Genomic DNA, 15,884 nt, shown 5'->3' with positions numbered 1-15,884 from the left:
TATAGCTTTTTATAAGATATCTCTGTTCCTATAACCGAACACACCTGCAATCATAAAAACAATCGCAATCAGAATTAGCAACAATAATGGAAAATATTTCATGTCTTCCACAGGATATTGTGGAATGAATCCAAATGGAGATAGTTGGCCAACCCAATCAGAAAATTGAAATAATCCTCCTAAATAGAGAACCATAAAAGAATAAAAGACATACAACCAAATCATACTTAGTAATTTGGGAAGAAAACCGATCAGAAAAGCAGCAATACTGATCATTACTACCATAGCAGGATAATAAGCCAATGCTGCAAGATAAATGGTTGAGAAATCAAGACCACCTTCGACTACAAACGTTCCAGCAGCCCAAAGTCCAATCGCAGTAAGCGAAAGCATTACAAACCCATTCACTATTGCTACAATTAAATAACTTATCATTAGTTGCGAACGTGAAACTGCTCTTCCTATAACGTGGACAATACGCTCTTTTTTTTCTTCTCCAAATAATTTATTCATCGCCATAATTGGTGGAACTGTAGCAAGCAAAGCCATCACAATCATTAACATAGGAAGAAATTGCTCTATTAACGTATAACCCTCGACTTGAATCAATATTTGTTCCATCATGTCATTACCTGCAAAAAAAGCCTCCAAATCACCTAAAACAGAACCATAAGAAATTCCTAAGACAAACATACCAATCGCCCAAGCAATTATTCCTGTTCGTTGTAGTCTAAGAACAAGACCAATAGGACTAAGCAAAAACTGTGATGCATACTTTTTACCAGGTTTAGATGGTAAAAATCCTGAATCCAAATCACGAATCGCATGTAAATAAAAAGCTACAATGAACAATATTGTCGTTATTACAAGCATTAGTATTACTGGGAACCAGTTATTAGCACCGTAGACTTCAGCTTTGGTCACCCATCCTAACGGAGAAAACCACGATAATGCTTGATTGCTTACATCACCGATTGCACGAACAAGATAAGCAATTAATAAAACTGCAATTGATAATCCAGTTGTGCCACGTGAACTATCAGAAAGCTGGGCAATGACCGCAGTTACACCTGCAAAAACAAGGCCTGTTGCCCCTAACACTGCTCCATATAATAACGACCCTACTATTTCCATGTTTTCTATTCCTAATGCAAATAATCCAAAACCGACAACAAGTGCTAAAACAACATTAAGTCCAACTAACACGAGCAACGTTGCGTTAAGATAAGACAATCGTCCTGTAGGCAAAGACCGAATTATTTCAATTCGACCATCCTCTTCTTCTACCCTAGTATGACGTGCAACTATCAGAATACTCATGAGTCCAACTACAGCTGCAGTCATCAATAACATTTGATGTGCTGTCATGGCGCCTAACGTATAATTTTCTAAGTTACCTGGTCCAACCATTGCAGTCATCGCAGGGTTTCGCATCGTCTCTACTATACCTGCAATATCTTGTTCTGTCCCATAGAGATTAGAAAAGGCAACCGGGACAACTAGCGTAAAAAAAGTCAATCCAATTAGCCATAACGAGATACGCATTCTATCTTGTCGGATAATTAAACGAATCAACACCCCAGCTTTAACAAAAGAATTACTAGCCATTAGTGTTCACCTCTAACCCCTGTATGTGCGTGTTCGTCTGAACCATCGTAATGTCGCATAAATAAATCTTCCAATGTAGGTGGTGCACTTTCCAGTTTGACAATTCCAAATTGATTAATATGACGAATAACATTGTCTATTTCATCTGTATCAATTTGAAAAGTGAGACCTTGCTCACTATCTTCTACATCATAGACTCCCTTTAATTCTTGCAGAGAAGTGATTGGCTGCTTTGTTTCTACAACCAAGTGTGTACGTGTTAAATGTCTGAGCTCAGATAACGAGCCCGTCTCAATTATGGAACCTTGACGAATTATACTAACTCGATCACAAAGCTTTTCTACTTCTGATAAAATATGACTCGAAAGCAAAACACTTTTGCCTTGTTGTTTCACTTTCATTACACACTCCTGAAAAACTTTTTCCATAAGTGGATCAAGACCTGAAGTTGGTTCATCTAAAATATAAAGATCGGCATCTGATGAAAAGGCAGCGATTAAAGCAATCTTTTGCCTATTTCCTTTTGAATAGGTTCTACACTTTTTAGTAGGATCTAAATCAAACTTCTTAATGAACTCTTCCCGGTTACTTTTATTGCTGGAGCCACGTAATTTTATAAATAAGTCGATTACTTCACCACCAGTTAAATTCGGCCATAGGTTTACATCCCCTGGAACGTAAGCAATTCGTTTATGAATCTCCACTGCATCGCTCCAAGCATTCTTTCCAAATATCGTTACGTCACCCTTTGTTGCCTTTAAAATCCCTAACAGAACTCGAATCGTTGTTGATTTACCAGCACCATTAGGACCAATAAACCCCAAAATTTCACCTTTGTGCAATTCAAGATTAACACCGTCTAATGCAGTGAACTTCCCAAACCTTTTCGTTAGATTTGAAACTTCTAATATGGTCACGTTCATCCTCCTCGTCTTAGGAAAACAAAATAAGTTATGAAATATTTTAACTTATATAGTTCATAATATATAAAGAATAGACTATTTACAATAGAATTTTGAAATGAATTTATTGTTAAATTTCATAAATTTTATTAAACTAACCTTAGAGGTGAGTAGCAATGGACGGTTTCGAACGTAGAAGAAAAGTGAAAGAATCTAATATATTACAAGGCGCATTGGATTTATTTATGCAATTTGGTGTACAAAAAGTTTCAATTGCAGAGATCGCTAAAAAAGCTAATGTCTCTCAGGTTACCATTTATAATTACTTTGAGAGTAAGCATAATTTGACCCAAGAGGTTTTGATTTATTATCTAGATACAGTTTGGATTGAAACGGAGCAACTCCTTGATAGTGATATGGATTTCCCGGACAAAATCAAACAGCTCATATTTAATAAAAAAGAAGCTGCCAATCAAATGAATAAAGATTTTTATACATATTTCATCAAAGAATATGCATCAGGAATTACATATATTGAAGAGTTGTATACTAAAAAAATGCTTCCCAGACTTATCAAGCTTCTTAATGAAGGTAAAGAAAAAGGTTATATCGATTCTGCCATATCAAATGAGGCGATACTAGTCTATATTCAGATGCTAAAAGAATCGATGCAACAAGAAACAATGTCTCAACAAATTTTACCGTTCGCAGATGATATTACCAAGTTAATATTTTATGGGCTTATCCAGAGTTAAAATTACACAGCAGCCCCTTATTTGCAAGCTCGTATTATACAAACCTACCTAAATATTGTTCTGTTTCTATCCGATAACTTTCTTTACTGTTTGAATATAACACGGACATCTTTAGACTTTTTCATTTACCGCTGAATATCAAATTGGGATATAAATTTGTATAATTTTATCAATTAAGGAAAATATAAAAACACTTAAATAAAAAAAGTAGGTGTTTAATATTTTTAAATATTACCTTAAACAGTTGAGAAAAGTTAATAGCTTTTTATATTGGAATTATAGCGATCAAGCAAAATTTTTAGCCATTACGAATATAATCGTATTAGCTATCGTCATGTCTGTACCTCCAAGTACATTATTACTACCTTCCTTTTCGATAGCCTTTTTTACGGCTTCAGCGGTATTTTTTACGTATTTAACGTACAAGGATAAGTTAGCAAAAAAAGTAAACCAATACGTTAAAGGAAAATCTCATCAAGAAAAACATTCTCTTATCCATGAAATTGATCAAATGGACGAAATTGAATTCGAAGAGTTATTTTATCACTTATTTGAGCAAAAAGGATATTACGTTAATCGCACGTCTAAGACTGAACATTGTGGAGCTAACTTATTTTTAAGAAGGGGTAATGATAAAGTAGTAGTTTTAGCCAAGCTTCATTCAGACAATATAGACGTTACTGTAATTAATGATGTTGTTGATGCGGCAGGGTTTTATAAAGCAAACAATAAGTGGCTAGTAACAAACCAATATTTTACTGAGCCTGCGACTGAGCTCGCAAATAGAAACCAAGTAAAACTAATTAACCGAGATGATTTGTTACGCATGCTAAGAGAATACAACATATCAAACAAAAAAACAGAAGCCGAATTAGAAAAAATGAGAAAAGCCCATAAATAGACGTGTATTCAACAATACCAGATTGGTACTTTACTGAGTTCTTCACATTAAACCTAGATAGTTAATAAATATAGTTCAACTAAAAACAGAAGCCAATAGTTATTAGCTGCACGCTTCTGTTTTTAGTTGAATTGATTTATATGTAATTATATAATGCTTGTTGTAATGTTCCAATTGTCTTCGTATTTTTATCAAAGGAAATTCCTAATTCTGTGATTTTCCTTGCAATTTCTTTTCTTAAGCCCGTAATTACTGATGTACAACCCATCATAGATATTCCATCGAGCATTTTTATTAACCCACTTATTTCGTCACTCTTCATATCTGCAATTCCAGAAAGATCTATAATTAATGTTTCAATATGATTATTTCCTACTTCTGTTAGAACTTTTTCTTCGAGAATAATAACTCGCTCCGCATCAATGGAACCTATTAACGGCAAGATTGATATAAAAGAATTAATCGGAATGATGGGAACAGATAAATCTTCAACTAATTCTTTTTGTTCTTTGATTAACGCATCTTTATAAGTAGAATAACTAACAAAAAAAGCATTAAAAAAAGCATCTACTCGACTATTAATTTCGTGTTCTAGTTCAAATAAGTTCTCTACACTCATTTTGTTTGATAGTTTTTGGTATTGTTGGATAAAATCCCACATGGTTCTTCGTATGGCTTGTACCCATTCTAATTTAAATGATAAGTTAATTGATTGTGTTGCCCAAGCAATTCCTTCATATGTAGCAAAGTCCTCAAGTTCTTTTTCTCTTCCTTCAATAATGTAAACAACCAATCGATGTGCGTTGTTTACTAAATCAATATTCCCTACTGTTAAAATTTCATTTATTTTATCTTTCACTTCGACTGCTTCTGTTAATAAAGTGTCTTCAAATAGCTGTCCATTCTTTTCAAAAAAATCATTTAATTTAAATACTTCCTCAAAACTAAAGTCCTCCATGATTAGACCCTCCTCTATACATTATTTCTAATTGGTATGCTCCTTTATTGTATATAGTAAACTAGAAAGATACCAATAATTTGCAATAAATTTAGACGGGCTTATCATTTCTTTTTTTAATAAACAAAAATGAAGTTCAACATTTTAGAAATGTTGAACTCATTTTTTAAACCTCAATAATAATCGGTAATATCATCGGTTTTTTCTTGGTTTGTTTAAACAAATATTGTCCAACGGATTTTTTTACTTCTTGTTTGATAATACTCCATTGATTTTTATTTCCACTTTTCGAATCACTTACTGTTCGTGTAATGATTCGATTCACGTCTCTTAGAAGCTCTTCTGAGTCTCTAACGTAAACAAATCCTCGAGAAATGGTGTCAGGACCAGAGACTAATTTTCTTTCTGTTTTACTCATTGTTAAAATAGTGATAAGCATTCCGTCTTCGGAAAGTTGTTTCCGGTCACGCAAAACAATCTCTCCAACATCACCAATACTGATTCCATCTATATACGTATTTCCTGTTGGTATTTTTCGAGTTTGGCGAGCAGATCCATCTTCTATGTCGACAACTTCACCATTATTTATGATAAACGTATTCTCATGTTCTACACCAACAGATTCCGCTAGCGATCGGTGCTGGTGAAGCATACGATATTCTCCGTGAATAGGAATAAAGTACTTTGGACGCATTAGCGTAAGCATTAACTTTAAATCCTCTTGATAGCCATGTCCGGAAACATGCATACCTGAAGTACTTCCTGAACCATATATCACATTAGCACCAAGAGAAAATAAGTTGTCGACAATCCTTGAGACATTCTTTTCATTTCCAGGGATTGGTCCTGCGGCAAAAATAACCGTATCTCCTTTTAAGATCTCAACACCTCTAAAGTTTCCTGTTGATAGACGTGAGAGTGCAGCCATTACTTCCCCTTGACTACCGGTACAAAGGATAGCTATTCTTTCTGGATCAAAGTCATTGATCTGATCTTGGTCAATCAACATGTCTTCTGGTACATCTAAATATCCCCGTTCCATAGCTACTTGTACAACATTGACCATACTTCTTCCAAGTAAAGCGAGTTTACGATTGGTTTTTTGTGCAGCAACCACCACTTGCTGGACGCGGTTAATATTGGAAGCAAAAGTTGACAGAATCACTCTTCGTTTCGCTTTGATGAATGCTTCTTCCACATGTTCTCCAACCATTTTTTCAGATGGTGTCGCACCTGGACGTTCTGCATTGGTGCTCTCAGATAACAACAACAATACACCATCTCTACCGATTTCAGCCATTTTATGAATATCTGAATGTTCGTCATTTGCTGGAGTCAAATCAAATTTAAAGTCGCCCGTATGTACAACTTTTCCTTCTGGCGTATGAAAAACAATCCCCAGACAATCAGGAATGCTGTGGGTCACTTTAAAAAAATTAACCATAATCTCTTTAAAGGTTAGATTGGAATTTGAGTCAATTTCAATTAGTTCCGTTTCTCTAAGGATTCTGTGCTCTTTTAACTTCAGTTCAATTAAACCTAACGTAAAGCGCGTTGCATAGACAGGAACGTTCAACTTTTTCAGAAAAAATGGAATCCCACCAATATGATCTTCATGACCATGTGTAACAATGAGTGCTTTCACTCTCTCTTTATTTTCTATTAAATAAGTAACATCAGGAATAATTAAATCAATGCCTAATAAACTTTCATCTGGAAATTTATTTCCACAATCAATTAATAAAATATCGTCTTTATATTCGATTGCATACATATTTTTACCGATTTCATGCAAGCCGCCTAAAGCAAAAACCGATAACGTATTTTCTTTAGTATTCAAATAAAACCCTCCCAAAATTAAGATGAACTATTCTTATCATACCCTTTTTATGTATGTTTATAAGGTATGTTTAGGTTTACTATTAAAATAAGTTCCATTTACATTTATACTTATTTACACCCTTTTGTTTTGTTGTTTCCTAATGATTCTTTCTTAATACACTGGAACAATTTTTGTACTATACTAGCAAAATCATTTGAGGATACTAACTCCTTGTTGATGCTTTTTTTTAGTTGTTTGGTCTAAGTGAATTTAGTTTATGCCTATTTTTAAGTAAAACTTGTTTTCCCTGCATAGACTATGGATAAAAAATACTAATATGAATAAAAGCGCAAGGGCCATGCTCACCCTAGGCCAATTAAGACAAAGGTAAAGAACACCACATAGATGGTTGTTTTGGCTAGGCGCTATAGCTGGACGTGGCGCATGTAATAGTCAGTTAAACACAGGGCACTAAATCTATAATTTCCTTCTATGCTAAAAAAAGCTTAGAGAATAGTATCTCTAAGCTTTTGTAGTGTGGCGGTGAGTTTTTATTTATGAAACTTTTGTATTAACTGAATAATAAAATACGATTATACGATTGTACTTCCATCATATGTTGTAATAACTTTATATAGGTCAGGACGGCGATCTCTAAAAATACCCCATTCAATTCGTTGTGTATCTAATTCTTCTAAATCGAATTCCGCCATAATGACAGCCTGTTCTTCACGGCCTGCTTCAGTAATCTTGTTTCCTTGGGCTCCTGCAATAAACGATGAACCATAGAAAGTAATCTTAGAATCCTCATCCTCCTCAACACCAATCCTGTTAGAGGCAATGACAGGCATTAAATTGGCTGCAGCATGACCAAGCATACACGTTTGCCAGTGATCTTTTGAATCTATTGATGTATCTTGCGGTTCCGAACCAATTGCAGTTGGATATAAGAGAATTTCCGCTCCCATTAAAGCCATGCACCTGGCTGCTTCTGGATACCATTGATCCCAACAAATTCCTACGCCAATTTTCCCGAATTTTGTGTCCCAGACTTTGAAGCCAGTATCACCTGGATTAAAGTAAAATTTCTCCTCATAACCTGGGCCATCAGGAATATGACTCTTGCGGTATTTACCCAACACTTCACCATCAGCATCAATGACAGCAAGCGAATTATATCTAGCATTATTCTTTTTCTCGTAGAAACTAATCGGCAATACAACCTGTAATTCTTTTGCCAATGCTTTAAAGTGAATAACCGCTTTATTATTTTCTAATTCTGTCGCATGTCCATAATAGTCTGCTTTTTCCTTTTGACAGAAATATGGTGTTTCAAATAATTCTTGTAATAAGATAATATTTGCACCTTGTGCAGCAGCTTCTTTTACTACGGAATCCGCTTTAGCTATATTTTCTTCTATATCGTTTGAACAGCTCATCTGTGTCGCTGCGACTTTTACTTTTCTCATACATATAACCTCGTTTCTTTATTAGGTAGTTAGAACATCTGTTGCGTTGTGCAATGCACATTGCCACCCTCGCGAATGATAGCCATCCCGTCTACAGTACGAATCCGTCGATCAGGAAAAATCTCCGCTAATAACTTTTCTGCTTTGTGATCCATTTCTTCGGCATCATCGCCAAATACAGGTAAAATAATCCCACCATTCACAAAATAAAAGTTTAAATAACTTAACGTTAATCTCTGATCGCCATCATATCTTTTTGGAGGTTGTTGCACAGGAATAACTTCAATTTTTCTTCCTTTAGCGTCAGTTAGATTATCTAAAATACTTAAGTTTTCTTTTGTAATAAGATAATTGTCGTCGTTAGGATCGTTACATATTTGCATCATTACTTTACCAGGTTCAACAAAACAAGCAATATTATCGACATGTCCATCTGTTTCGTCGCCACTTAGACCGGATTTAAGCCAAATGATTTTTTCAACGTTCAAATAATCTTTTAAATTTTTTTCAATTTGGTGCTTATTTAGATGAGGATTACGATTAGGGTTTAACAAGCATTCTTCAGTCGTGATCAATGTACCCTCTCCATCAACATGGATGGAACCGCCCTCCATTATAATTGGTGCATCAAATTGTTTTACACCATACCGTTCTAAAATTTTTGGAGCAACCTTATCATCTAAGTCCCATGGTGAATATTTTTCTCCCCAAGCATTAAAACTCCAGTTTATAGCTGCTACATCACCGTTGTGATTAGTAATAAAGGTTGGTCCATTATCTCTAAGCCATGCATCGTTGTGTTCAATTGCTAACACTTCAATTTTCGTATCTTTAAATAGCATAGTAACTTTATCCAAATCAGACGTATTCACAATTACAGTAACTGGCTCAAATTCCGCAATTGCTTGAATAATTTCCATGTAGCCTTTACTTACTTTCTCATAGTCCTCTGGGTAACACATCGAGTCTTTCACAGGCCAAGCTATTAATGTTCTATTATGTTTTTCCCATTCTGCGGGCATTTTAAAATCGATTGGATGCATGTCTCTCTCACCTTTTATTATAATATAGAATATTTCTTGTTATCTTTATCCTTTAACAGGATATTATTTTATCATGTTCATCTAAAATAATAAAACTCTATATCTTTTTGATGTCAATAGACATATATAGATTTCACTAACTTGTCATAACTTTGTTTCTTATTTGTGAATTGTTGAGCAATTGTGTTTTCCACACTTTTTAAACATGTTATTATCTAAATATAGAAAACAAACAAGAATTCTTGAAATAAAACATGTGAATTGTTGAACAAAATAAAATATAGGAGTGGATGAAAATGTTGGAACTTTTAAGAAAAAATAATGTTGTAGCTGGTTTATTAGCAATTATTCGTATTTATTTAGGCTATACATGGATTACAGGTGGTTGGGGGAAAATTACAGGTGGTGGTTTTGATGCAACTGGTTTCTTACACGGTGCCGTTGCTAAATCTACTGGTGAACATCCAGCAGTTCAAGGTTGGTGGGCTGTATTCTTAGAAAATGTTGCTATACCAAATGCCAGTCTTTTCACTTTCCTTGTTATGTGGGGAGAACTACTTATTGGGATTGCTTTAATTTTAGGGCTTTTCACTAACTTCGCAGTACTAATGGGAATGGTTATGAACTTCTCATTCATATTCAGTGGAACAGTAAGTACAAACGGTCAAATGATTCTATTAGGTATCTTTGTCCTTGTTGCTGGAGCAAATGCTGGTAAATTTGGTTTAGATAGATACGCTATTCCTTTTCTAAAAAGTAAACTAGTTAAAAAAGAACGTCCCGAAGCAAAAACACCGATAGAAGTTTAAGATAGTTGCGTATAGCCCCTTGTGGCTAGTACGCAACTTTTTTGTATTTCATTATAGAGTTCAGGTTGTATCATGGATATTTTTGAAGATTTAACTCCTTGTATTTTATAGTTATACACAATAGTGATAGCTATTAAGTTATCTTTCAAAGACTACGAGTTAAGCAAAGCGTATAGACACTATGTCTATACGCTTTCAATAAAAACTAATTTTTCTTCTTATAGAAGTACTCTTCTAACCACTCATTAAATAACAGATAATCTTCTTCTACTCGTTCTTGATAAAACTTTGACCAAGTAATCATTTCTTTTTTAAAACCATCTTTATCTTCACCAATTGCTTTTAGTATTTCCTTCTCACTATGATAATCTAATAAACCGTGCTTAATATCTTCGTCAGCTCTCGCATGTATCTTTGCAGATATTTTAGCCATTGTCTTTATCGTTTGTTTTACATCTTTAAATTCCTGTAGATCTTTTTCTTTTATATCTTTTTCATATGGCGAGCGTTCTCGTACATAAAATTCCCGATTTTGCATCGTAAAATAACCCAAATATGGATCAGCTTCGTGATGCATTGCCTGCTGGGTCGTTATAACTCGTTTACCTTGATGATTAAATGTATTCCAAAATTCTTCGTTATAAGGACAAAAGTAACCAGGTACTGGAGTTCGAGCTTCCTTAGCCTCCAATATGATATCGTCGTGGTGTTCATTATCATGTTGTCCTTCTATTAAAATATAAAACCTTTTTAAACCAGTCGATCCAATTCCTGCTCCATTTTTCTTTACAATATCTTTTATAACGTAATGATCAATTCCTTGAAAAGTCTTTTCCGATAAACTTTCAATGTATTGATTCCATACCTTACAAATTTCTCTATACTCATTATTGGATACAGCACCTAATTTAGTATTTTCTCTATTAAATTTTCTCTCACCATTTTCATCTACTGTTGTTTGTTTATCTAGTTCATGGCTTGCTTTTCGTTCCTCTAGCTTTTTTAATGTTTTATTAATAGGACCTTTGGTATTGTCAGTTGTGTACTTTGTCGTTACTGGATTTTTTTCACCTTCAGCGAACTTTTTCAACTGTTTATAATAGGTTTTCAAGTAAGTTTTAACGAGTGAATCCTGATCTTCTTCAATAAAGCCTTGTTGATTGGCCAACAACCGAATACTGACAACCATTCTTAAGACATCGTAGAGATAGGAACCTACATATCCCTCATCAAAATCATCAACATCAAATACAATGTCCTGATTTTCATTTTGAAAGCCACTAAAGTTATCAAAATGGAGGTCACCCATAATCCAAGTTGGTTTATTTTCATCTGTATGATGGGAAAAAGGGATTTTAGTTACATCATAATAAAACAAATACGTACTTCCTCGAAAGAAACTATAAGGGTTTTGTTTCATCTTGTCGTATTTAGCTCGACGATCTGTTTTACTTAGTCTCATTACATGGTGATCAAATTGCTCTAAAATAGTATGCAACGCTTGTTTTCGTAAGTGTTTTTTTGTATTTTTAATTGTTTCTTTTATATTTTGAACCATTTTATCCCTCCTATTTATATCATTCTACAAGTTAATATAATTCCTGTTTAGTAAATATTCTCCATTTTTCTAGCTATTTCCTTTTTATTTGGTAGAATTAATAGTTTTCTGACTAACAAAAAGCGACTTTTAACATAAGTATGGTTTTTATCCATGCGACCTTAATCGCTGGCAGTAAAAACTAGAATTCTATAAGTTCTTATTAGACAATGGTAAAAACATATCCTCAAAATCTCAAGTGTAATGCCTGACTTGTTTCTATAATTTATTGACAATTTCAAGTGTATGCTTTATATAATCTGAAAATAAATCTGATGATAAAAAGAATCTCATGCATATCATCGAAGTCTTTTGGTTAGGATGATTGTACAGTTGAAGCGTTGCCCGAAGAAAGCGACTGCCCGGTGGGGATATTAACATAGCTATTAGTGCAAACTTTATAGAAAGTTTGATGGTTGTGAAGCAACAATGTTTACGAAAAAATCTTTTTTAAAATATGCAGGTGATCTCTTTCTATGACAAGTGATAACATGATCAATAATAACAATACGATATCCCGTTCGAAAAACTTATGGTCAGGATTTCTTTTCGGTCTTGGACTTGCCGCCTTTATTGATGAGATGGTATTTCATCAACTGCTCAGGTGGCATCATTTTTATGATAAATCAACTACAGATATTGGGCTTGTCTCTGATGGTCTTTTCCACGCATTTAGCTGGTTTGCAACCATCGGATCCCTATTTATGTTTGCAGATCTTCGTAGACGACAATCCGTATTAATGACTAGGTGGGTTGGAGGAGTCTTACTTGGAGCAGGTGTTTTTCAGTTATATGACGGAATTATACAACACAAACTAATGAGGATTCATCAGATTCGCTATGTTGAAAATGTGGTCCCTTATGATTTGGTATGGAATATTATTGCCATTATCATGATTGTACTTGGTGGTTTGTTAGTTTTCCGAACAAGAAAGGAGTACATTACATGAATGGCACGCACCATACAAATTTAAACCTTGATGGAATAGGATTGCTCCCTCAACTTGTCTTGATACTACCATTTGCAATTGGACTTCTTATTTATGTCCTTACCGTTATCATTTCCAATCGGAAATATAAAAAGTGGTCGTTTTTTAGGATGGGATATTGGTTGACGGGATCGATCTGTGCGATTAGCTCGATAACAGGTCCATTAGCAGAGCTTTCACATTCAAGTTTTGAAGCTCATATGTTTAGTCACTTGCTACTAGGAATGTTAGCACCACTCCTCATGGTACTGGCTGCTCCGTTAACACTCCTCATGCGTGCGCTAAATGTAAATATAGCAAGACGTTTATCTCGACTACTAAGAAGTAGACTTGTCTCATTTCTAACGAATCCAATTATTGCAGCGATCCTAAATATTGGAGGTCTATGGATACTTTATACTTCAAACTTATACTCCATGATGCATCACAACATATCACTCTATATTTTTATTCATCTACATGTATTTATCGCAGGTTTTTTATTTACTTCATCTATGATTTATATTGACCCAACACCACATCGAAAGAGTTACATCTATAGATCTAGTGTATTAATAATCACCTTAGCCGCACATGGTATTTTATCAAAATTTATCTATGCTAATCCACCAAATGGAGTTAGTATTTCTCAAGCGGAAATGGGGGCTAAGATTATGTACTATGGTGGAGATGTAATTGATATAGTTATTATTTTTATTCTTTGTTTAAAATGGTATCAATCAACCAAACCTCGCCTATATTCTCCATTGAGAACAGCTTATGCTGAATATCCTCAGTAGATTTACTTTATATAAACCGAGGTTGAGACTCTAAAAGAGGTGCCCTTTGCTGACCTAGCTTGTCCGATATATCCAATCACTTAATTTTAAATTCCATAAAAATATGGAGAAAAATCTATTATTTTCATACACGAAGTACAATGAAATTCCCATCACCTAATACGTTTTTCGTATAATCGATTTTTGTATTGTTAAAATAGATTTGATCTTTTTCACTTATTAAAAATACAATTTTGTCTTGTTCTATTAGTTGATCATTTTCTGAAGCTGACTCTTCCAGAGACAGTTTAATCTTTGGTCCTCCTCAACCAATTCCCATGGTAAGGCGAACTTTTAGCATTTCTCCTGCCATTGATGCTTGCTCCACATTCTCTTTTAACTTTTCTAATGCAGGCCTTGTAATTTTAACCATTCGAAGTCCTCCTTTAATTGTTCCCTTAGTAATACATTACAGTTATAAAATATCTAACCATATCTTTATTGCGGTGGCTACGATTAACAATGCCAACACAATCTGCAAAACATGTGTATTTATTTTTTCACCTAACATCGCACCTAATGGTGAAGCGATTAAGCTTGCTATCACCATAATCAGCGCTGGCATGTACTCGACTTGCCCTGTTGTTATTTTCCCCACTGTTGCTCCAATCTATGAAATGAACGTTATAGCTAAAGAGGACGCAATAGTCATCCTTCCTACTTTTAATTTAAATGCCCGGTAACATCCAATCAATGTTACCGGGCATTTATTTCCCCTTATAGTTGGTCACAATCTTTTAACCTGTCAATACATCCTCCTTAGGAAAACGTATATTAGATTTTGTTGAATGTGCGAAAGAAAAAGCTAGCGTTAATGGGCCCACTTTTCCAATAATCATGATTACTATAATGACCAATTTACCTATCCCTGTTAACGAAGTAGTCAACCCCATTGATAATCCTACAGTTCCAAAGGCAGAAACAGTCTCAAATACAATTTCCATAAAAGGAGCATCCTCGGTAATGTTTAAAATAAATATCCCTAGAAAAATACAAGATAAGCTTAGTATTGAAATGGCCAACGATCGAACAATTGTAGTGTACATGATGGCGCGACGAAAAATAACTACTTCATTATTATCTTTTAGAAAGGCAAAAACAGCAAAAATCAAAGCTAAAAAAGTCGTTAACTTGATACCCCCGCCTGTAGACGCACTGCCTGCCCCAATAAACATTAACAAAATCACAAAAAACAGTGTAGATTCATCCAAACTAGCAATATCTAAGGTGTTAAAACCAGCAGTTCTCGGTGTAACTGCTTGAAAATAAGAAGTTTGAAGTTTATCTATCGTAGATAAGTTTCCAATTGTATTTGGATTTTTATATTCTAAGATGAATATAATTATCGTGGCAATTACGTTAATTACAAAAGTTCCAATAAGCATTAGTTTTGTATGCACACTTAGGTCATTAAATTCTTTCTTTCTCCAAAGATCAAAAATTACAGTAAAGCCCAATCCTCCGATTATAAATAAAAACGTAATCACAATATTTATTATTGGATCTCCTGCATAGTCTGATAAACTATTAGACCAAGTTGAAAATCCAGCATTATTAAAAGCCGAAATGGAATGAAATAAACTAGCATACATACCTTCTTTGACACCCATTTCCGGTATCCACCTGAATGATAGTGCTATAAACGCTATACCTTCGACAATTATTGAAAACAGAAACAACTTTTTTGCTAGCGCCACAATCCCACCAATTGAAGTCTGGTTTAATGCCTGGGAAACGATAATTCTTTCCTTAAAACCAATCTTTCTCCCAGCAAGTAAAAATATAAATACAGCGAAGGTCATAATACCAAGACCACCGACCTGTATCAATAGTAAGATAATTATTTCTCCAAACAAAGTAAATACTGTTCCTGTATCAACTACTGCTAATCCAGTAACTGTCATTGCTGATGTAGCAGTAAATAGTGCATCTAATAAACTAATTCCGGATGTTGTTGCTATTGGTAACTTTAAAAGAAATGTTCCAACAATGATTACTACAGCAAAAACTGTTAATAAAAACTGTGGGGGGCTTAAATTTACGTGATTTTTTTTAAACTCCATATATTCTTTTCCCTTCTATTATAACAAGACGACATACAATTCTTTCTAATCGTATTTGTCTTAATCTCTCTGATTTATCTGTTTCGTAGATTCTTTCAAATATTATAATCCTGGGTACGCTAAAGTACAATCAAAATTTAAACTAGTAGA

The 15,884-nt window shown here is 34.2% G+C and carries 13 protein-coding genes and 1 pseudogene; 5 read left to right on the top strand and 9 right to left on the bottom strand.

From position 1 onward, the window contains the following. Positions 1-9 precede the first annotated feature (9 nt). Both QQS35_RS10550 and QQS35_RS10545 read right to left on the bottom strand, forming a co-directional pair. Positions 10-1,608 (bottom strand): ABC transporter permease, encoded by a 1,599-nt coding sequence (locus QQS35_RS10550; RefSeq protein ID WP_285932035.1) that lies wholly within the window; start codon positions 1,606-1,608, stop codon positions 10-12. Beyond that, positions 1,608-2,525 carry an ABC transporter ATP-binding protein gene (locus tag QQS35_RS10545; RefSeq protein ID WP_285932034.1) on the bottom strand — a complete coding sequence of 306 codons (918 nt, stop codon included), beginning with the start codon at positions 2,523-2,525 and terminating at the stop codon, positions 1,608-1,610. The genes QQS35_RS10550 and QQS35_RS10545 overlap by 1 nt, the downstream gene beginning before the upstream one ends. Positions 2,526-2,686: 161 nt before the next feature. Here QQS35_RS10545 and QQS35_RS10540 point away from each other — a divergent pair, with 161 nt between their 5' ends. Further along, entirely contained in the window at positions 2,687-3,265 is a 579-nt protein-coding gene (locus QQS35_RS10540; protein ID WP_285932033.1) for a TetR/AcrR family transcriptional regulator, read from the top strand. Between the two features lie 211 nt (positions 3,266-3,476). Beyond that, complete coding sequence (locus QQS35_RS10535; RefSeq protein WP_285932032.1) at positions 3,477-4,166, top strand: restriction endonuclease; 690 nt, start codon at positions 3,477-3,479, stop codon at positions 4,164-4,166. A gap of 136 nt (positions 4,167-4,302) precedes the next feature. On the opposite strand, the gene QQS35_RS10530 is transcribed toward QQS35_RS10535, so the two are convergent. The 4 genes from QQS35_RS10530 to QQS35_RS10515 all read right to left on the bottom strand — a co-directional run bounded on the left by QQS35_RS10530 (position 4,303) and on the right by QQS35_RS10515 (position 9,458). Beyond that, positions 4,303-5,124: an STAS domain-containing protein gene (locus QQS35_RS10530; protein WP_285932031.1), complete on the bottom strand. Its 822-nt coding sequence runs from the start codon at positions 5,122-5,124 to the stop codon at positions 4,303-4,305. A gap of 166 nt (positions 5,125-5,290) precedes the next feature. Beyond that, entirely contained in the window at positions 5,291-6,964 is a 1,674-nt protein-coding gene (locus QQS35_RS10525) for a ribonuclease J (protein ID WP_285932030.1), read from the bottom strand. 575 nt (positions 6,965-7,539) lie between these two features. Further along, on the bottom strand, positions 7,540-8,415 hold the full coding sequence (gene aguB, locus QQS35_RS10520; protein WP_285932029.1) for an N-carbamoylputrescine amidase: 876 nt from the start codon (positions 8,413-8,415) through the stop codon (positions 7,540-7,542). Positions 8,416-8,444: 29 nt separating this feature from the next. Continuing rightward, a complete protein-coding gene (locus QQS35_RS10515; RefSeq protein ID WP_285932028.1) occupies positions 8,445-9,458 on the bottom strand; it encodes an agmatine deiminase family protein in 1,014 nt (337 codons plus the stop codon). A gap of 296 nt (positions 9,459-9,754) precedes the next feature. Between QQS35_RS10515 and QQS35_RS10510 the strand changes: the two genes are divergently transcribed. Next, the gene (locus tag QQS35_RS10510) at positions 9,755-10,267 is read left to right on the top strand and encodes a DoxX family protein (RefSeq protein ID WP_285932027.1); all 513 of its coding nucleotides are present in this window, start codon (positions 9,755-9,757) and stop codon (positions 10,265-10,267) included. 205 nt (positions 10,268-10,472) lie between these two features. Here the strand turns inward: QQS35_RS10510 and QQS35_RS10505 are convergent, their stop codons facing one another. After that, positions 10,473-11,825: a DUF2252 domain-containing protein gene (locus QQS35_RS10505; protein ID WP_285932026.1), complete on the bottom strand. Its 1,353-nt coding sequence runs from the start codon at positions 11,823-11,825 to the stop codon at positions 10,473-10,475. Positions 11,826-12,340: 515 nt separating this feature from the next. Between QQS35_RS10505 and QQS35_RS10500 the strand changes: the two genes are divergently transcribed. Both QQS35_RS10500 and QQS35_RS10495 read left to right on the top strand, forming a co-directional pair. Next, a complete protein-coding gene (locus QQS35_RS10500) occupies positions 12,341-12,814 on the top strand; it encodes a DUF2243 domain-containing protein (RefSeq protein WP_285932025.1) in 474 nt (157 codons plus the stop codon). Then, the gene (locus QQS35_RS10495; RefSeq protein WP_285932024.1) at positions 12,811-13,632 is read left to right on the top strand and encodes a cytochrome c oxidase assembly protein; all 822 of its coding nucleotides are present in this window, start codon (positions 12,811-12,813) and stop codon (positions 13,630-13,632) included. The genes QQS35_RS10500 and QQS35_RS10495 overlap by 4 nt, the downstream gene beginning before the upstream one ends. Before the next feature lie 454 nt (positions 13,633-14,086). Here QQS35_RS10495 and QQS35_RS10490 read toward each other — a convergent pair. Then, positions 14,087-14,326: pseudogene (locus QQS35_RS10490) on the bottom strand (TSUP family transporter); the annotation flags it as partial. A gap of 82 nt (positions 14,327-14,408) precedes the next feature. Then, positions 14,409-15,734 (bottom strand): TrkH family potassium uptake protein, encoded by a 1,326-nt coding sequence (locus QQS35_RS10485; protein WP_285932023.1) that lies wholly within the window; start codon positions 15,732-15,734, stop codon positions 14,409-14,411. Between the last annotated feature and the right edge of the window lie 150 nt (positions 15,735-15,884).

The sequence above is a fragment of the Aquibacillus rhizosphaerae genome (genome assembly GCF_030282825.1).
Taxonomy (GTDB): domain Bacteria; phylum Bacillota; class Bacilli; order Bacillales; family Amphibacillaceae; genus Aquibacillus_C; species Aquibacillus_C rhizosphaerae.
Note: the sequence above shows the minus strand (reverse complement) of the source record. Positions and strands in the feature narration are given on the sequence as shown.

Coding starts and splice junctions, on each gene's coding strand:
- QQS35_RS10550 (WP_285932035.1), bottom strand. CDS start 1,608: ATGGCTAGTAATTCTTTTGTTAAAGCTGGGGTGTTGATTCGTTTAATT.
- QQS35_RS10540 (WP_285932033.1), top strand. CDS start 2,687: ATGGACGGTTTCGAACGTAGAAGAAAAGTGAAAGAATCTAATATATTA.
- QQS35_RS10530 (WP_285932031.1), bottom strand. CDS start 5,124: ATGGAGGACTTTAGTTTTGAGGAAGTATTTAAATTAAATGATTTTTTT.
- aguB (WP_285932029.1), bottom strand. CDS start 8,415: ATGAGAAAAGTAAAAGTCGCAGCGACACAGATGAGCTGTTCAAACGAT.
- QQS35_RS10515 (WP_285932028.1), bottom strand. CDS start 9,458: ATGCATCCAATCGATTTTAAAATGCCCGCAGAATGGGAAAAACATAAT.
- QQS35_RS10510 (WP_285932027.1), top strand. CDS start 9,755: ATGTTGGAACTTTTAAGAAAAAATAATGTTGTAGCTGGTTTATTAGCA.
- QQS35_RS10505 (WP_285932026.1), bottom strand. CDS start 11,825: ATGGTTCAAAATATAAAAGAAACAATTAAAAATACAAAAAAACACTTA.
- QQS35_RS10500 (WP_285932025.1), top strand. CDS start 12,341: ATGACAAGTGATAACATGATCAATAATAACAATACGATATCCCGTTCG.
- QQS35_RS10495 (WP_285932024.1), top strand. CDS start 12,811: ATGAATGGCACGCACCATACAAATTTAAACCTTGATGGAATAGGATTG.
- QQS35_RS10485 (WP_285932023.1), bottom strand. CDS start 15,734: ATGGAGTTTAAAAAAAATCACGTAAATTTAAGCCCCCCACAGTTTTTA.